The following is a 15,867-nucleotide window of genomic DNA, read 5'->3' as shown; positions in this document are numbered from 1 at the left end:
CGATAACGATCATGACCCAGAACAGTATTTCGCCGCGCGAGCGCCTGATCGACCGGACCGCAAGGCTGCGCGTCTGGCTGGAACGGGACGCGCTTCCGCTCTGGTGGCGCGAGGGCGCCGGCCGGCCGGATGACGGCTTCTACGAGCGAATCGGCCAGAACGGCAAGGCGATGACGGACGACAACCGCCGCTCCCGCGTCCAGCCCCGGCAGGCCTATTGCTTCGCGGCGGCCGGCAAGGCGGGATGGTCCGGCCCGTGGCAGGAGGCCGTGCTGCACGGCATGCGCTGGTTCGACAGGGTGTACCGGCTGGAAAACGGCCTCTACGGCAACCTGGCCGACAGGACCGGCCGGCTGATCGATCCTTCCTTCGACCTCTATAATCAAGCCTTCGCGATCTTCGCCAATGCCGCGCTCGCCGCGGCCCTACCGGAACGGGCGGACGCGGCGCGGGCGCGGGCCGGAGAGATCCTGGCGATCCTGCGGCGCGATTACGCCCATCCCCGTTTCGGCTTCGAGGAGGCCCGCCCGCCCCGCGAGCCGCTGTGCTCCAACCCGCACATGCACCTGTTCGAAGCCGCCCTTGCCTGGGAGGCGCTGACGGCGGGCGAACCGCTATGGGCCGATCTGGCCGACGAGATCGGCACGCTGGCGCTCACCCGCTTCATCGACGCCGAAAGCGGTGGCCTGCGCGAATTCTTCGACCGGGACTGGAAACCGCTTGCGGGAGACAGGGGCCGCATCATGGAGCCGGGCCACCAGTTCGAATGGAGCTGGCTGCTGGCCCGCTGGGGAACCCTGCGCGGCAACGGCGAGGCGCTCGCCAAGGCCCGGCGGCTGTTTGCGATCGGCGAGGAATACGGCATATGCCCGCGCCGCAAGGTGGCGATCATGCAGCTCAACGACGATTTCACCTGGGCCGACGGCCTTGCCCGCCTCTGGCCGCAGACAGAATGGCTGAAGGCCGCCGTGAGGCTGGCGAGCCTGAGCGGCGGGGAAGAACGGCAGCGCTATCTGGTGTCGGCGAACCGGGCGCTCGATGCGCTCGATCCCTTCCTGGCAACTCCGGTCAGGGGGCTCTGGTACGACAAGTGGCCGGCGGAAGGCGACATGATCGACGAGCCGGCGCCGGCCAGCACCTTCTACCATATTCTCTGCGCCATCTACGAGACGGACGAGGTGATGTCCGGCCTCGACGCCTGACATCGCCGGGGCGCCGTCAGTTGTGATGCCGGCGGAACCAGTCCGCCGCCGTCCTCACGATCGCGTCGATATCGGTGTATTGCGGCGTCCAGCCGAGTTTGTCCCGCGCCTTGTCGCCGGTGGCGAACAGCATGGGCGCATCGCCTTCGCGCCGCGGCGCGAACGTCACCGGCACGGGCGCGCCGACCGCCCTTTCGACGGCGGCGAGAAGTTCCTTCACCGAGGTGCCGCGCCCGGTGGCGAGGTTGAAGGCGTCGCTGCGGCCGCCGTCCCGCAGATAGCCGATGGCGCGCACATGCGCATCGGCCAGATCACAGACGTGGACGTAGTCGCGGATGGCGGTGCCGTCCGGCGTGTCGTAATCCGTGCCGAAGACGCTGAATTCCGTCTGCCGCATCGCGGCGAGGATCGCCAGCGGAATGGCGTGGGTTTCCGGATCGTGCCGTTCGCCGAGTTCGCCCTCGGGGTCGAGGCCGGCGGCGTTGAAATAGCGCATCGCCACCCATTTCAGCCCGTAGGCGCGGCCGTAGTCGCGCAGCGCATGCTCCACCACCAGCTTCGAAAAGCCGTAGGGGTTCACCGGTGCCTGCGGCATGTCCTCGCTGACGGGCAACGTCTCGACCTCGCCATAGGTGGCGCAGGTGGAGGAAAAGACGATCGTGTCGACGCCGTTGCGGCGCATCGCGTCGAGAAGCGCGAAGGAGCCGGAAATATTGTTGCTGTAATACTTGGCCGGATCGTTCACCGACTCGCCGACATAGGCATAGGCCGCGAAATGCATGACGCAGGACGGCCGATAGCGCGCCAGAACCTCGTCGAGCCTTGCCGCGTCGAGAAGGTCGCCGTGTTCGAACGGCCCCCATTTGACGGCGTCCTCATGGCCATAGACCAGATTGTCGTACACGACCGGCGTATAACCCGCCGCATGCAGCGCCTTGCAGACGTGACTGCCGATATAGCCGGCGCCGCCGACAACCAGAACGTTTCCCATGCGTCGCTTTCCGCCCTCATTGCGGGAAGGAAACCCCGCGTGAGGTTTCTCTAGCATCTGAACCGTGCATTACCAAGAATGTCCCCGTATTTTCCGGCGAAAATTCTTCGACGCACTTAATTCAGCCACCGCCGGACAAAGAATAGCCGCCGGTTTTCCGGCGGCTTCAGTCTATCGGTGAAGTAGCCGTTACTCTCTTTCGTCATGGTCGGGCTTGACCCGACCATCCACCGCGCCGCTTGCGGCGTGGATCCCGGGGGCTCGAGCCCGAGGACGACCAGGAACGCAGGAACGGAGGCTGTCAATACACCGAACCGCCGGAAAACCGGAGGTTTCCCTGCTTCAGGCGGTACGGAAAACCTTATCGCGACTTCTGCGATTCCGCCTTCTTCTTGTCGTCGATCAGTTCGTACCACATCGCGTTGAGCACGGCGAAGGCGGCGGCGAGCGGCAGGCCCAGAAGCCAGGCAAAATACCACATGAGCGTTTCCTTTCCTCAATAGGCGTGGGTCGAAGGATCGGTGACGTCCTTCTCTTCGACCTTGCCCCACAGCACCTTGTAGACGTAGCTGGTATAGGCAATGATGATCGGCACGAACACGACCGCGCAGACCAGCATGATGAACAGCGTCATGTGGCTGGACGAAGCGTCCCAGACCGTCAGGCTCGACCGCGGATCGACGTTCGACGGCAGGATGAACGGGAAGATCGACAGGCCGACCGTCGAGATGATGCCGATGATCGACACCGAGCTGAACAGCCACGGAACCCCGTCCTTCTTCGCCGCGAAGGCGGCAAGCGAGCCGAGCGCGCCGAGGAAGCCGAGCACCGGCGCGACCAGCATCCACGGATGGGCGGCGTAGTTTTCGAACCAGACGCCCGAGGCGACCTCGACCGTCTTGTAGAGCGGGTTCGAGGGGCCGTTCGGATCGACGACCGAGGTGATGCGGTAGCCGTCGATGACGGTGAGCCAAAGGCCGCCGATGGCGAACAGCGCGACGGTGGCGACCGCCGCGGCCATGCCGAACCGGCGGGCGCGGGCGTTGACGGTCCCGGAGGTCTTGAGCGTCAGCCAGCCGGCCCCGTGCATCACCAGCATGGCGACGGACAGGAGCCCGGCGAGCAGGCCGTAGGGGTTCAGGAGCTCGAACAGCGTGGTGCCGTCGTAGAAGATGCGCAGGTCGTCGCCGAGGTGGAAGGGCACGCCCTGAAGCACGTTGCCGACGGCGACACCCATGACCAGCGCCGGCACGAGGCCGCCGATGAACAGCGCCCAGTCCCAGCTCGTCCGCCACAGGGCGCTTTCGCGCTTGGAGCGGTACTTGAAGCCGACCGGCCGCAGGATGAGCGCGAAGAGGATCGCGAACATCGCCAGATAGAAACCGGAGAACGACACGGCGTAGAGCGGCGGCCAGGCGGCGAAGATGGCGCCGCCGCCGAGGATGAGCCACACCTGGTTGCCTTCCCACACCGGGCCGATGGTGTTGATGACGACGCGGCGTTCCACATCCTCCCTGCCGACGAAGGGCAGCAGCGTCGCAACGCCCAGATCGAAGCCGTCCATCACGGCGAAGGCGATCAGCAGCACGCCGAGCAGCAGCCACCAGATGATGCGGAGGATTTCATAATCGAGAAGCGTGTGCAGAATCATGGCTCTTACTCCGCCGGTACGATGGTCTTGGAGATGAGTTCGGGCTCCGGCTGTTCGTCCGGCTCGGGGCCCTTGCGGATCGCCTTCAGCATCAGGCCCATCTCGATGACGAACAGGACCGTGTAGATGAGGCAGAAGCCGACGATGGTGGTCAGCAGCGTGGCCGCGCCGAGGTTCGAAACGGCGACCGCCGTGGGAAGAACGCCCTCGATGATCCACGGCTGGCGGCCCATTTCGGCGACGATCCAGCCCATTTCCGCCGCGATCCACGGCAGAGGAATGGAATAGACCGCGACCTTCAGCAACCACGGCCGCTTCGCGTGGGCATGCCGGCTACAGATGACGAAGAAGGTGATCGTCAGCACGATGAAGTAGATGCCGAGGCCGACCATGATGCGGAACGACCAGAACAGCGTCGGAACGTGCGGGATCGTGTCCGTGGCGGCTGTGGCGATCTGCTCGTCGCTCGCCTGGCGCGGATCGTCGATATAGCGCTTCAGGAGAAGGGCATAGCCGAGATCGGCGCCGTTGTCCTCGAACTGCGTCCTGACGGCGGGATCGACGGCACCGGTCGTGCCGGCGGCGCGGATCGTCTGGAGCGCATCATAGGCGAGGATGCCCCTGCGGATGCGGTTTTCCGCACTGGCCACCAGTTCCTCGATGCCGGGAATTTCCTCGGTCAGCGAGCGGGTGCCGATCAGCCCCATGACCCACGGGATATGAACGGCATAATGCGTCTCGCGCGTTTCCTGGTCGGGAAAGCCGAAGGCGGTGAAGGCGGCCGGGGCCGGCTCCGTCTCCCACATGGCCTCGATGGCGGCGAGCTTCATCTTCTGGTGCTCGTTGGACAGATAGCCGCTTTCGTCGCCGAGGACGACGACCGACAGCGACGCGGCCACGCCGAAGGACGCGGCGACCGTCATCGACCGCTTGGCAAGCTCCGTATGGCGGTTCTTCAAAAGATACCAGGCGGAAACGCCGAGGACGAAGATCGCCGCCGTCACGTAGCCGGCGGAAACGGTGTGCACGAACTTGGCCTGCGCCACCGGATTGAACAGAACGGCGAAGAAGTCGTTCACTTCCATGCGCATGGTCTGCGGATTGAAGGTGGAGCCGACCGGGTTCTGCATCCAGCCGTTGGCGATCAGGATCCACAGCGCCGAGAAATTCGAGCCGATCGCCACGCACCAGGTGGCGACCAGATGGCCGACCTTCGACATGCGCTCCCAGCCGAAGAAAAACAGGCCGACGAAGGTCGCCTCCAGGAAGAAGGCCATGAGCCCCTCGATGGCGAGCGGCGCGCCGAAGATGTCGCCGACATAATGGCTGTAATAGCTCCAGTTCATGCCGAACTGGAACTCCATGACGAGGCCGGTCGAGACGCCCAGTACGAAGTTGATGCCGAAGAGCGTGCCCCAGAACTTCGTCATCTGCCGCCAGATGGTGCGGCCGGTCATGACATAAACCGTTTCCATGATGGCGATCACGACCGACAGGCCGAGAGTCAGCGGTACGAAGAGGAAGTGATAAAGCGCGGTGAGAGCGAATTGCAGGCGCGATAGCGCCACGATATCGAGTTCCATATCTCGATCTCCAGAATGACATGCCGGAATTCTTGTCCGAAGCCGCGGGCGGGCGCGGCGTCGAACCTTCTGTGCCGTCAGGCGCGAGGCGGGGCGCGGGGCGAGGCCTCGAAAATCAGTACGGGGAACGCGCCGCAAGCCACCGGCTCCGGCATCGGGACAGCTTTCCGGCGAACCGGCCGGGCACCGCCCTCCGCCGGCAGCGGCGGAAGGAGGCGACCGGTGATCGGACAGAGCCGGCGAGCGGCAAGGCGGACGCGGCGTGCAACCGCCTTCGCGCCATCGCTACGGATGGGACAGAGACCGGAAAACAGGCCGTCGGACGACGCATGAACCGCTGCGGGCAGGGCGTCATCCAGCCACGCATCCCGTGTCCCGGGCACGGAAGGCGCCGGGAGCGAGGCGACCCTGCGTGCAGGACACGCATGTCGCGAAAGGGGGTGGAAAAGCCGTTTCATGCCGCTGACTGCTTTGGAACACTGTCTGAAACTTGCTTATTGTTATCTCAGAGTGCCCGCAATGCGACAAAATGGCAAGCGCTCAACAATCGCGCAGGCGCGCTGCAACCGATGCGAAGCCGGCATCCATCCGGCTGAAATCATTGATCATCCTGCCGCAACCGAGGTGAACGATACGGTCCGCAAAAACTGCATCACGCATAGTATGGGTTGCAATCAGGATGGTTCTGCCGGCCCTTGCCGCCGCCAGCCGCGCCAGGATGTCGCGGGCTGTTTCGGCGTCGAGCGCCTCCGTCGGCTCGTCGAGCAGCAGCAGCGGATGGCGGCGCAGCAGGAGACGGGCGAGCGACAGGCGCCGCCGCTCCCCGCCCGACAGGCCCGAACCGCCTTCACCGAGCCATGTCTCAAGTCCCTGCGGCAGGGCGCGGGCCGTCTCCGCCAGCCCGGCGGCGTCGAGCGCCGCCCAGAGCGCCGCCTCGCTCGCATCCGGATCGGCAAGGCGCAGATTGCCGGCCAGCGTGTCCGCGAAGAGTTCGGCACGCTGTGTCAAAAGCGTCGAAGGCAGCGCCTCGACCCGGCCGTGCTCGGCTTCGATCTCGCCGGCCAGCAGCGCCAGCAGCGTCGACTTGCCCGCTCCGCTCGGGCCGGTCAGCGCCACGACCTCACCGGGCGCGATCGTCAGGGAAAGGCCGGCAAGGGCAGGCCTGGCGGCACCGGGATGGCGCGCGCTCACATCCTCCAGCCGCACCGCGACGCCTTGCGGGGGCGGGGCAGGAGCGCGCTCCACGGCGGTCTCGGCCAGCCGCGGGGCGATGCGCCGGGCGGCTGCCAGAATGCGCCCTGCCTCGACGGCGCCCCGCTTCAGCCCGATGAACGGTTCCGCGGCGGCCAGCGCCAGAAGCAGGGCGAAGGCCGCACCCGGCGCGCCGATCACGCCGCGCTCCACCAAAAGGGCAAGCGCGACCAACAGCCCGCCGCCGAGAACGGGCGCCAGCGCCGCCAGACCGAAGCCGGCGAGGGTTTCGATGCGGTTGAGGCGGTCGTCCGTCTCGTGCAAACGCCGTTCCGCCGCGGCGATGGCCTGCCGGCAGGCGGCAACCCGTCCCGTCATCAGGAGATCGGTGGCGCCGGAGACCAGATCGATCACGCGGCCGCGCAGCGCTTCCAGCGCCGCCGCCCGCAGGCGGGCCGGCTTTTCCGCCCTGAACGCTGCCCAGGTCGCCAGGCCGAAACCGGCCGCGATCAGGAACAGGCCGGCGGCCAGCGCCGTGCCGCCATCGATGAAGGCGAGACACAGCATGGCGAAGAGCGCCGAGGCCAGCGCAACGCCCGCCGGCACCAGAAGCCGCAGATAGAGGCCGTCCAGCGCGTCGACGTCGAGCGTCAGCCGGAAAAGCAGCCGGGCCGGACGCAGAGCCAGCGCCCGGCTCATGCCGGCCGTGGCGAAGGCGCGGAACAGCGTTTCGCGCATACCGGCCAGAACCGACAGTGTGGCATCGTGGCTGACGACGCGCTCGCCGTAGCGTGCGGCGGTGCGGAACAGGGCGAGGAAACGAATGCCCGCCGACGGCACGAAGACGTCGAAGGCATAGGCCGTCGCGGCGGTGAGGCCAGCCAGCGCCGTCGCCGTGATGAACCAGCCCGAAAGCGACAGCAGGACGATGCCGGCAAGCGCCGTCAGCGCCGCAAGCAGGAAGCCGAGCGCCAGCGCCAGCCGCTTTTCGGCGAGAAACCGTGCGAGCACGATGGACAGCGCCTTCATCGGTCGGTCTCCGGCGCAAGCGTGACGATGCGGTCCATGCGGGCGGCGAGTTTCGCGTCATGGGTGACGACGATCAGCGTCCGCCCCCGTGCAAGGTCGAGCAGGCTGTCCGTCACGAGGCCGGCCGTCTGCGAATCGAGATGGGCGGTCGGCTCGTCGGCGAGGATGAGCGTCGCATTCCGGCTGGCGGCGGCGCGCGCCACGGCCAGACGGACGATCTCGCCGCCGGAAAGGCCCGTTCCGCCTTCGCCCAGCGGCGCCTTGCCGTGGGCGCCGGCCACCTGGGTCAGCCGCGCCACCTCCAGCGCCCCGGCGACCGCCTGCGGGCCGACATCCGGACGCCCCAGCGAAACGTTGGCGGCGATGGAACCGGAAAAGACATGCGCCGACTGGCCGATCCAGGCGATGCCGCCCGCCGCGCGCGCCGCCGCCGGATCGCGGCCGAAGATCGAGATGCGACCCTCCTGCGGCGCGGCCAGTCCCGCGATCAGCGACAGGAGGGTCGATTTTCCGGCACCGCTCGGGGCCATGATGGCAAGCCGCTCCCCTTCGGCGACGCGCAGGCAGAAACCGTCGAGGATCGGCGCATCGCGGCCCGGATGCGTGTAGCGCAGGCCGTCGATCAGCAGAAACGGCTCGCCTGCCGCCTGCTCCCCGGCGGCGGGCGGCAGCGGCAGTCCGCGTTCGGACAGTGTCGCCAGCGCCCTGTGCGCCGCCTCGCCGGCGGCGCGGTCGTGCCAGACGGCGGAAAGCTCGCGCATCGGCTCGAAGAAGGCCGGCGCCAGCATCAGAACGAACAGGCCCTCGGCCAGCGTCAGTTTCGTCCCCCAGCTGCCGATCTCGATGAAGCCCAGCAGGTGAAAGCCGACGTAGACAGCCGTCAACGCCACGCCGAGCGCCGAGAACAGTTCGAGCGTCGCCGACGTCAGGAAGGCGATCTTCAGCACCGTCATGGTGCGGGCCTTGAGGTCCTCGGCCTCGGCGCGCAGGCGCTTCGCCGTCTGCTCCACAGCGCCAAGCGTGCGGATGGTGGCAAGCCCGCGCAGGCGGTCGATCAGGAAGGCGTTGATGTCGGCCATGCGCACGAGCTGGCGTTCGCTGGCCTGCTGCGCCTTCATGCCGACCAGCGCCATGAACAGCGGAATGACCGGCGCGGTGAACAGCAGCGCCAGCGCCGCCATCCACGAAAAGGGACAGACCGCCGCGACGATGACGAGGGGAACGATCACCGCCTTCATCCTGACCGGCAGATAGCGCGAAAGCCAGGGCGTGATCATCTCCGCCTGTTCGGCGACGACGCTGGCGGCATGGCCGGACGCGGGACGGGTAATATCGACCGGCGAACGCAGCGCCAGCGCATCCAGCGCATCGGCGCGGTTGCGCGACAGTTCGCGGCGGGCCGTGCGGAACGCCATGCGCCCCGACAGGGCATCGAAGCCGGCGCGCAGGAGACCGAGAACCACGAAGCCGATGGCGTTCGGCAGGATATCGGCAACGCCGCCGCCCTCCGCCAGCCGCCCCACGGCATGCGCCGCCAGTCCGGCCTGCGGCAGCCAGAACAGTGGCGCCGCCACGGCAAGCGCCGTCGCGGCCCGGCCCGGCCCGGGCAAGGTGGAGTTCCGGCCCCTGCTGCGCTTGCGGGATGGGGCATCTGCGGAGACGTTCGGCAAGATGGCGGGTTCCGTTGGTCTCATGATATGGCTTCGGGAGGGTATAAGGAGCCGTTCCCGTGGCCGCAAGCGGCGAAATGTCGCCGGTGAGCCCGGAGACTCGGGCCGGCGCGCGCATATGACAGCCGAAGATCGGCTCATGGCGCTTGAAGCGAGGCACGAGGCACGCAATGTATTCCTGTGCGAACCCAAACCGATTCTTCCTGCCGGGCCGGAGTCTTGATGCGCGAATTTGCGGCGATGATCTTTCAGGTTGCCCTGGTCGTCTTCCTTGCGATCATCGCCGTGCGCGTCGCTACGGTGATCGGCACCGGACCCTCCGCCGCTCCCGTGGCAAAGCTCACCGCCGGCACGGAATCGCTCTGGCCGACCTATCCGGTGCGGGTCGAAACCCGCCGGCAGGATTTCGAGCGCCTGCCGACGCCGCCCGATCCCTTTCCGCTCAAGCTGCGGGCTGATTTCCGGCTGCGCGTCACCGCCAACAACGCGTTCACCTATCAGGGCGAACCTTTCCGGCTGGCCGGTGTCGAGCCGGTCGAACGCAACCGCGTCTGCACCACGGAAGATGGCCGCCGCTATGCCTGCGGGCTGAATGCCTTCAAGCGGCTGGAAAACACCGTGCGCCGCCGCTACCTCGAATGCCGGATCGTTTCCGAAGACGCGCAGGGCAAGACGGTGGAGTGCGTCATCAACAACACCGACCTGCGCGACCTGCTGGCCGTCGCAATTCGATAAAATCCGATCCATCGGTTTAAGCGCACTTCAATTCCGCCGTCATACTCTTCTCCCGTCAATGTGAACCGCGATCATGGGGAGCCGGCAGATGAAAACGAAGATTGTACGAACGGTTTGCGCCGCCCTTGTCGCATCGGCCACGGTCTTTTCGGGTTTCGGCGTCGCCCACGCATCGTCCATCGGCGGCCTGACCCGCACCCCGCCGGTGCGGCCGGGCCTGCATCTCGTCGCCCGGCGCGCGACGCTCCCGCCCTTCGGCTTTGCAGGCTTCTGCGAAAACCAGTCCGACCAGTGCGAGAAATCCGGCCCGGTGACGATGGTCGAGCTGAGCCGCGACAAGCGCCTCGAACTTCAGGCCGTGAACGTTCAGGTCAACCGCGAAATCAACTACAAGGACGACAGTTCGAAGACCGACGAATGGCGCGCCGGCGTCAGCGAGGGCGATTGCGACGACTATGCGCTGACCAAGCGCCAGCGCCTTCTGCGCGCCGGCTGGCCGTCTTCCGCGCTGCGCATCGCCACCGCCCGCACCGCCTCCGGCGTCGGCCACGCCGTTCTCGTCGTCAGCACGTCGGAAGGCGATCTCGTCCTCGACAACCGCACGAATGTCGTCAAGCCCTGGTATGCGACGCAACTGCGCTGGATCAAGATCCAGTCGCAGGAAGATCCCCGCATCTGGCTGGCGCTCTGAAGGCGCCTGTCCTTCCCGACGCCATCCGGTGCGAAAATCCGCCACGGCTTCGCACCGAAACGGGCCCGCGACCTTCCACCTGTAAATCGCGCGAAAAAGCACCATATTCAGGCTATGTTCTCACGCGAGGGAGTCACGCGAACATGTCCGGATCAAACAGGAAATCGGCGGGTCTTTTGCGCGGAGCACTCGCTGCCGCGTTCCTGCTTTGCGCCCCGGCGGGCGTGGCCTTCAGCCAGCAGCCCTACCAGAATTTCGAAATCACGCCCGACGGGCGCGGCGGCGCGCACGGCACCTATGGCGGCCAGAACTTCGAGTTCGACAGGAGCTACAGCCAGCCACCCTCCGGCCATCTGGGCGGCCGCAACCTGAACGAGGCCCCCTCGTCCGGCTCTAGCAGGCCCGGCGCCACCAGAAAGAACTGCCTGGTCGACGGGCAGGGGCGGGTCCACTGCAACTGACGCCGTTTCAGCCGGCTGAGCGGGCATCCCTGCCGCCGCGGGCAGGCCGCAGGCAAAGGGTGACGACCGGCGCGAGGAAGGCGGCGAAGCTGATGGCGAAACCCGGTATCTGCACGGAAAAGTCGACGGCCGAGTGCAGGACGACGAGGAGCAGCGCGGCAAGCCCCAGCACCCCGGCGAAGCCGTAGCTGCGCCGCCGCCGCAGGCCGCGCACGAAAATGAAGGCCAGGCTGCCGATCCCGGCGATGAGTAGCGGCGGGAAAAACATGCCAAGCGTTAGAAGACCTTCCAGATAGACGTTGTGCGCCCGCTTGAAGACCGCATTGATGCTGCAATCGGCGTCATGGTAGGGCGCATAGGCATCTTCGAAACTCGCAAGCCCGCTGCCCCACGGCCAATGATCCGCTATCGCCGCCAGAATGCCCGGCATCACGCAGAAGCGGCTATCCTCCAGGCCCCTCATTTCGGCGCGCAGGATCGTCTGCCCGGCAAAGAGCAGAAAAACCAGCAGGAGAGCGGCAATCGCGACGACCGCCGCCGCAACGCGCCGCCGCGAATGCCGGGCGTCACGCTCGGCCGTCCGGCGCAGCCGTGTCACCAGCATCACCACGGCAAACAGCGCGAAACCGGCGAAACTCGCGCCGATCCCGCCGCGCGACAGCGTCAGCATCAGGGCGATGAAGCTGACCGCCAGCAGCCCCCCCATGACAAAAGCCCGCCGGATCAGGCGTTTCTGTTCCGGCAGAAGCGATGAATCGCTGTCCAGCAATTGCACCAGCCAGCGCCAGTCGAGCGCGGCTGCCGCCCGCCAGAACAACGCGAACTGCGTGAGCGCGATCAGGCCGAGAAAGGTGGCCGCCGTATTCCTGTTGACGAAGAAGGAGGTGAGGCTTTCGTGGTAGAACCGCTTCTCGCCGAACACCAGCGTATCCGGCAGGAAAAGGAATTGCAGCAGCGACCAGAGCGCGATGACGCCGCCGGCAGCCGCCATACCCTGCAAGGCCCGCATGGCGCGCTCGTCCGTATCGAACAGGACGAGGCCCGCCATGAGAAAGCCGAAGGGCAGGGCAACGCCGACGAGCGCCAGCCTGTCATCCGCCGGCGTAAGGGAAATCAACGCCCGGGTCTGCCCGGAAAAGGGCGCAGCCGCCGCCCAGGACGGGCTTGGCGGCACCCAGCCGGGAAGCGGCGTCGTCTGCACGAAGACGACCAGGAAGACCGACAGCATCAGAAGCGCGGCGACGATCAGCACGCGGCGCGTATGGACCGGCAGGCCGAACGCCAGCGTCGACAGGCACAGGACCGCAAAGACGGCCAGGGCGAGGACGGAGCGCGTCTCGATCCCGACCGCACCGTAATCGACGATCCCGACGAGCAGGGCGACGAAGAAGACGCACGTCGCCAAGCCCCGCACAACCGCTTCCACGGGAGAACCCGTTCCTCGCTTGGTTTCAGGCACCGTCAGCCACCGCTCCTCCCATCGTCGTCGCCTTTCAGGCACGCTTGCCGAAGACGTTGACGATCCAGCTCGACATGCGCTGGTAGAGCGTCTGCGGGATCAGGATCTGTGCGGCGATCTGGAGAGAGGTTTTCAGCGAATAGGGGCGATGGACGATGGACTGGAGATAGATCCACACCGCCAGCGGCCTGTTGGTGAAGGAGGCGATGCGGGCGCACTGCCAGCCGCGATAGGCCCAGTAGGACCGGTCGGAAATATGCACGCCGCGCATCGTCTCGATCCAGTTGAGCAGCGGCCGGAAGTTCTTCTGCTTGGACACACGGGTCGGATCGTAGCGATCCTCCATGATCACCAGCGGCTGCTGAATGAAGATATAGCGTGCGCCGGCCGTCGCGCAGCGAATGGCGAAATCCGTATCCTGCGACGAGGGCAGCGCCTCGTTGAACAGCACCGTCTTCGCCAGCCCGGCGCTCAGCACCATCGTGGACGTCTGCACCCAGCCGGCGCCGCACATGATGTATTCGTCGACCCGTTCGCCCGGCTTCAGGCCCTCCGGCGGCTTGATCCAGGTCTTGCCGACACCCCGGTCGACCATGAGCTGGGAATAGCACATGACCCGCTCGTCGGTGACGCCGGCCAGCGTGTCGGCGCAAACCTGCAATTTCTCCGGCAGGAATTGATCGTCGGAATCGAGCAGGGCGACATATTCGCCCCGCGCCTCCAGAATGCCGGTATTGCGCGCCGCGCTGCCGCCGCCGTTTTCCCGGCGGACATAGCGGAATTTCGGCGAGTTCAGCCCCTCGACCACCGCCTTGAGCGCCTCGCCGTCCTTCGAACCGTCATCGACGACGATACATTCGAAATCCTGCCAGGTCTGCCGCATGACGGATTCGAGCGTCGGCATGATGCGGTCCGCGCGGTTGTAGCAGGGAATCACCACCGAGAATTTCGGAATCGTCATGTCTCAATCCTTTTGAAAGTCACGGGCCTTTTGACAATCGCTGGCCTTTTGCCGGTGGCGGGACGGCCGGAGGGGCTCGTTCATTTCCCCGATGTATTGCGGTAGCTTTCGTAACGCAAACCGAACAGCGTCGAAAGCTTGCCGGCCGAACGCAGCAGCAGCAATTGCGCGCGCATGCGCTGTTCGGGCGAGAAATAGCCCGTGACATAGCGCCATCCGCCTCGCAGAAAACCGGCGAAAATCTTGGCGATCTGCTCTATCTTGTCGAGCGGGTTTCTGGAACGCACAAGGCTGGCCCGCATATCGCTGGCGCCGATGCGGTAGGCACGGCGCTTGGCCCAGGCCAAAGACCTGCGGTCCGCCTCGAAGACTTCGTAGGCAATGGCATCGTCCGCAAAGGCGAAGGTGCATCCCCGATGCAGGATCCGGGTGAAGAACTCCTTGTCCTCGCCGCCGATAAGGGAAAACTTCTCATCGAAATAGCCATCCGCGCAATAATCGAGAATCTTGCGGGTAAAGAGGACACCGCAGGTTCCCTCGATCATCGGCACCTTGCCGTGGCGGCGTTTCTTTCGCCAGTAAACGGGCAGTTTCAATTCCCAGGTCAGGGCCTGCCCCTCGAAATCCGGAAGCGTGTAGCCACCGACGACGGTCGCCTCTGTCTGGCGCTGCATGGCGACGAGCCGCTCGAGCCAGATGGGCTCCATCCACTGGTCGTCGTCCACCATCGCCAACATGTCGGTTTCAGGATCGGAAAAGGCGGCGTTCATCAGGGCGTTGCGCGCCTGCGATATGCCGCGCGCCGTGGACAGGACCGTCTCGATGGGGAAGGGGAAGCCGCCGGCCCTGATTTCCTCGACGGTCGCCACACCCTGACGGCCATCGAGGTCATTCTCGGCAACGACCACCCTGAGTTCCGTCTCCTGATCGAGTTCCAGCCTGGCGATGGAGGCGAGGACGCGGCGCAGGCCGACCGGACGCTTGTAGGTGGGCACCCCGAGGACGATCTTAAGCGGTTTTTTCATAATGCCTCACAATTTTCCGGCCGAGCAGCAGGATACCGGTGGTCATGGCGATTTCGCCGGCGATGATGCCGAGGATCGAGATCGTGGGGTTGAAGAAGATGATGAGGAGGGCGGCGACACCCAGGCTGACAGGAGCCGCGACCATGCTGGTCCGCGCCAGTTCCTTGAACGACTTTGCCGCCTGGATGAACGTGCTCTCCGGAATGCGGATCGTCCTGACGAAAATGACGATGAACCACAGGCCGATGGCGGTTAACGCCGTCGTCAAATCGTAGGGCAGGCCGGCAATCTGTTGCGGGAACAGATACCAGGCCGCCACCAGCGCCAGAATGTTGATGAGAAGAATCGCCTGGACCGTGACCTGGAATACACGCACGGTACGCCGCGCGCCCTTCAGCTTTCCTTCCGCGAGCTGGCGAGCCATTACCGGGCGCTCGATCAGGGTGATCGACGGCAGCATGGTGGCGACCGGACGCCAGCAGAGCGTGGCGATCGCCAGCGGCGCGAACGCCGTGGGGCCGGCCAGGAACGTCACCAGATAGGCGTGGCCGTTCACCGTCATTTCCGTCGTCGTCACGCCGACCAGCGACCAGCGCACCTGATCGCGCCATATGGGCAGATAATCCCGCAGCCGGCCGCCGGAGACCGCCGGCTTCGTTTTCGGCGTCAGGGCGACGAGATAGACGAGCGCCGCCAGTGCCGCCGCGTTCAGGACGAGGGACGTAAAGAGGATCGACACGTCCGACCAGAAGAACAGCAGCGCCGAACCGGCCACCAGCACCACGGAATAAACGACATCCGACAGGGCAGCATAGCGCGGAAGATGGCGGGCATATTCGAACGAGCGGTTGAACCAGCGCACGGCCGAAAGCCAGGCAAAGGCAGCCATGAGCAGCGAGGCCGCTACGCCGATCTCGAAATAGAAGCCCGAGCCGAGAACGATCAGCGCGGAGAACAGCGAGAGAATGAGATTGACCTTGCGGATCGCGTGATAATCGCCTTCCCAACCCTGCGGGTTCTGGTTCAGCAATACCGAAAGCGGCGTGGAAGCCGTGGCATTGGTGATCGAAAACGTGAACTGGACGAGAACCAGCGTGAAGGCGAAGAAACCGTAGTCGTGAGGCGTCAGCTTCGGCAACAGAAGCATGGAAACGAGGAAGTTCGCGCCTGAAACCGAAAGCGGACCGATTGTGGTAATGCCGAAGCGTTTGGCGAACT

14 protein-coding genes are annotated in these 15,867 nt (G+C 65.7%); 4 read left to right on the top strand and 10 right to left on the bottom strand.

Going from position 1 to position 15,867, the window contains the following annotated elements; all coding sequences use genetic code 11:
* Positions 1 to 11: 11 nt before the first annotated feature.
* Positions 12 to 1,202, top strand: a complete 1,191-nt coding sequence (locus NOF55_RS13615; protein WP_306411931.1) for an AGE family epimerase/isomerase — start codon at positions 12 to 14, stop codon at positions 1,200 to 1,202.
* A gap of 16 nt (positions 1,203 to 1,218) precedes the next feature.
* Here NOF55_RS13615 and galE read toward each other — a convergent pair whose 3' ends face one another.
* From galE to cydD, 6 genes are all read right to left on the bottom strand, one after another.
* Positions 1,219 to 2,193: a UDP-glucose 4-epimerase GalE gene (gene galE, locus NOF55_RS13610; RefSeq protein ID WP_306411930.1), complete on the bottom strand. Its 975-nt coding sequence runs from the start codon at positions 2,191 to 2,193 to the stop codon at positions 1,219 to 1,221.
* 361 nt (positions 2,194 to 2,554) lie between these two features.
* Complete coding sequence (gene cydX / locus NOF55_RS13605) at positions 2,555 to 2,674, bottom strand: cytochrome bd-I oxidase subunit CydX (RefSeq protein WP_306411929.1); 120 nt, start codon at positions 2,672 to 2,674, stop codon at positions 2,555 to 2,557.
* Positions 2,675 to 2,689: 15 nt separating this feature from the next.
* Positions 2,690 to 3,844: a cytochrome d ubiquinol oxidase subunit II gene (gene cydB, locus NOF55_RS13600; protein ID WP_306411928.1), complete on the bottom strand. Its 1,155-nt coding sequence runs from the start codon at positions 3,842 to 3,844 to the stop codon at positions 2,690 to 2,692.
* 5 nt (positions 3,845 to 3,849) lie between these two features.
* The gene (locus NOF55_RS13595) at positions 3,850 to 5,427 is read right to left on the bottom strand and encodes a cytochrome ubiquinol oxidase subunit I (protein ID WP_306411927.1); all 1,578 of its coding nucleotides are present in this window, start codon (positions 5,425 to 5,427) and stop codon (positions 3,850 to 3,852) included.
* A gap of 540 nt (positions 5,428 to 5,967) precedes the next feature.
* On the bottom strand, positions 5,968 to 7,647 hold the full coding sequence (gene cydC, locus NOF55_RS13590; RefSeq protein WP_306411926.1) for a thiol reductant ABC exporter subunit CydC: 1,680 nt from the start codon (positions 7,645 to 7,647) through the stop codon (positions 5,968 to 5,970).
* Positions 7,644 to 9,341, bottom strand: a complete 1,698-nt coding sequence (gene cydD, locus NOF55_RS13585; RefSeq protein ID WP_306411925.1) for a thiol reductant ABC exporter subunit CydD — start codon at positions 9,339 to 9,341, stop codon at positions 7,644 to 7,646. The genes cydC and cydD overlap by 4 nt, the downstream gene beginning before the upstream one ends.
* Positions 9,342 to 9,539: 198 nt before the next feature.
* Here cydD and NOF55_RS13580 point away from each other — a divergent pair, with 198 nt between their 5' ends.
* The 3 genes from NOF55_RS13580 (at position 9,540) to NOF55_RS13570 (ending at position 11,204) form a co-directional block, all read left to right on the top strand.
* Positions 9,540 to 10,052: a thermonuclease family protein gene (locus NOF55_RS13580; RefSeq protein WP_306411924.1), complete on the top strand. Its 513-nt coding sequence runs from the start codon at positions 9,540 to 9,542 to the stop codon at positions 10,050 to 10,052.
* Positions 10,053 to 10,140: 88 nt separating this feature from the next.
* A complete protein-coding gene (locus tag NOF55_RS13575; RefSeq protein ID WP_306411923.1) occupies positions 10,141 to 10,743 on the top strand; it encodes a transglutaminase-like cysteine peptidase in 603 nt (200 codons plus the stop codon).
* 143 nt (positions 10,744 to 10,886) lie between these two features.
* Positions 10,887 to 11,204 (top strand): hypothetical protein, encoded by a 318-nt coding sequence (locus NOF55_RS13570; RefSeq protein WP_306411922.1) that lies wholly within the window; start codon positions 10,887 to 10,889, stop codon positions 11,202 to 11,204.
* A 7-nt stretch (positions 11,205 to 11,211) separates the two neighbouring features.
* Here the strand turns inward: NOF55_RS13570 and NOF55_RS13565 are convergent, their stop codons facing one another.
* The 4 genes from NOF55_RS13565 to NOF55_RS13550 form a co-directional block, all read right to left on the bottom strand.
* On the bottom strand, positions 11,212 to 12,609 hold the full coding sequence (locus NOF55_RS13565) for an O-antigen ligase family protein (protein WP_306411921.1): 1,398 nt from the start codon (positions 12,607 to 12,609) through the stop codon (positions 11,212 to 11,214).
* 88 nt (positions 12,610 to 12,697) lie between these two features.
* Positions 12,698 to 13,624: a glycosyltransferase family 2 protein gene (locus tag NOF55_RS13560; RefSeq protein ID WP_306411920.1), complete on the bottom strand. Its 927-nt coding sequence runs from the start codon at positions 13,622 to 13,624 to the stop codon at positions 12,698 to 12,700.
* An 80-nt stretch (positions 13,625 to 13,704) separates the two neighbouring features.
* The gene (locus NOF55_RS13555) at positions 13,705 to 14,649 is read right to left on the bottom strand and encodes a glycosyltransferase family 2 protein (RefSeq protein WP_306411919.1); all 945 of its coding nucleotides are present in this window, start codon (positions 14,647 to 14,649) and stop codon (positions 13,705 to 13,707) included.
* Positions 14,633 to 15,796 carry a hypothetical protein gene (locus NOF55_RS13550; protein ID WP_306411918.1) on the bottom strand — a complete coding sequence of 388 codons (1,164 nt, stop codon included), beginning with the start codon at positions 15,794 to 15,796 and terminating at the stop codon, positions 14,633 to 14,635. The genes NOF55_RS13555 and NOF55_RS13550 overlap by 17 nt, the downstream gene beginning before the upstream one ends.
* Between the last annotated feature and the right edge of the window lie 71 nt (positions 15,797 to 15,867).

This window comes from Ectorhizobium quercum (genome assembly GCF_026552795.1).
GTDB lineage: Bacteria > Pseudomonadota > Alphaproteobacteria > Rhizobiales > Rhizobiaceae > Ectorhizobium > Ectorhizobium quercum.
Note: the sequence above shows the minus strand (reverse complement) of the source record. Positions and strands in the feature narration are given on the sequence as shown.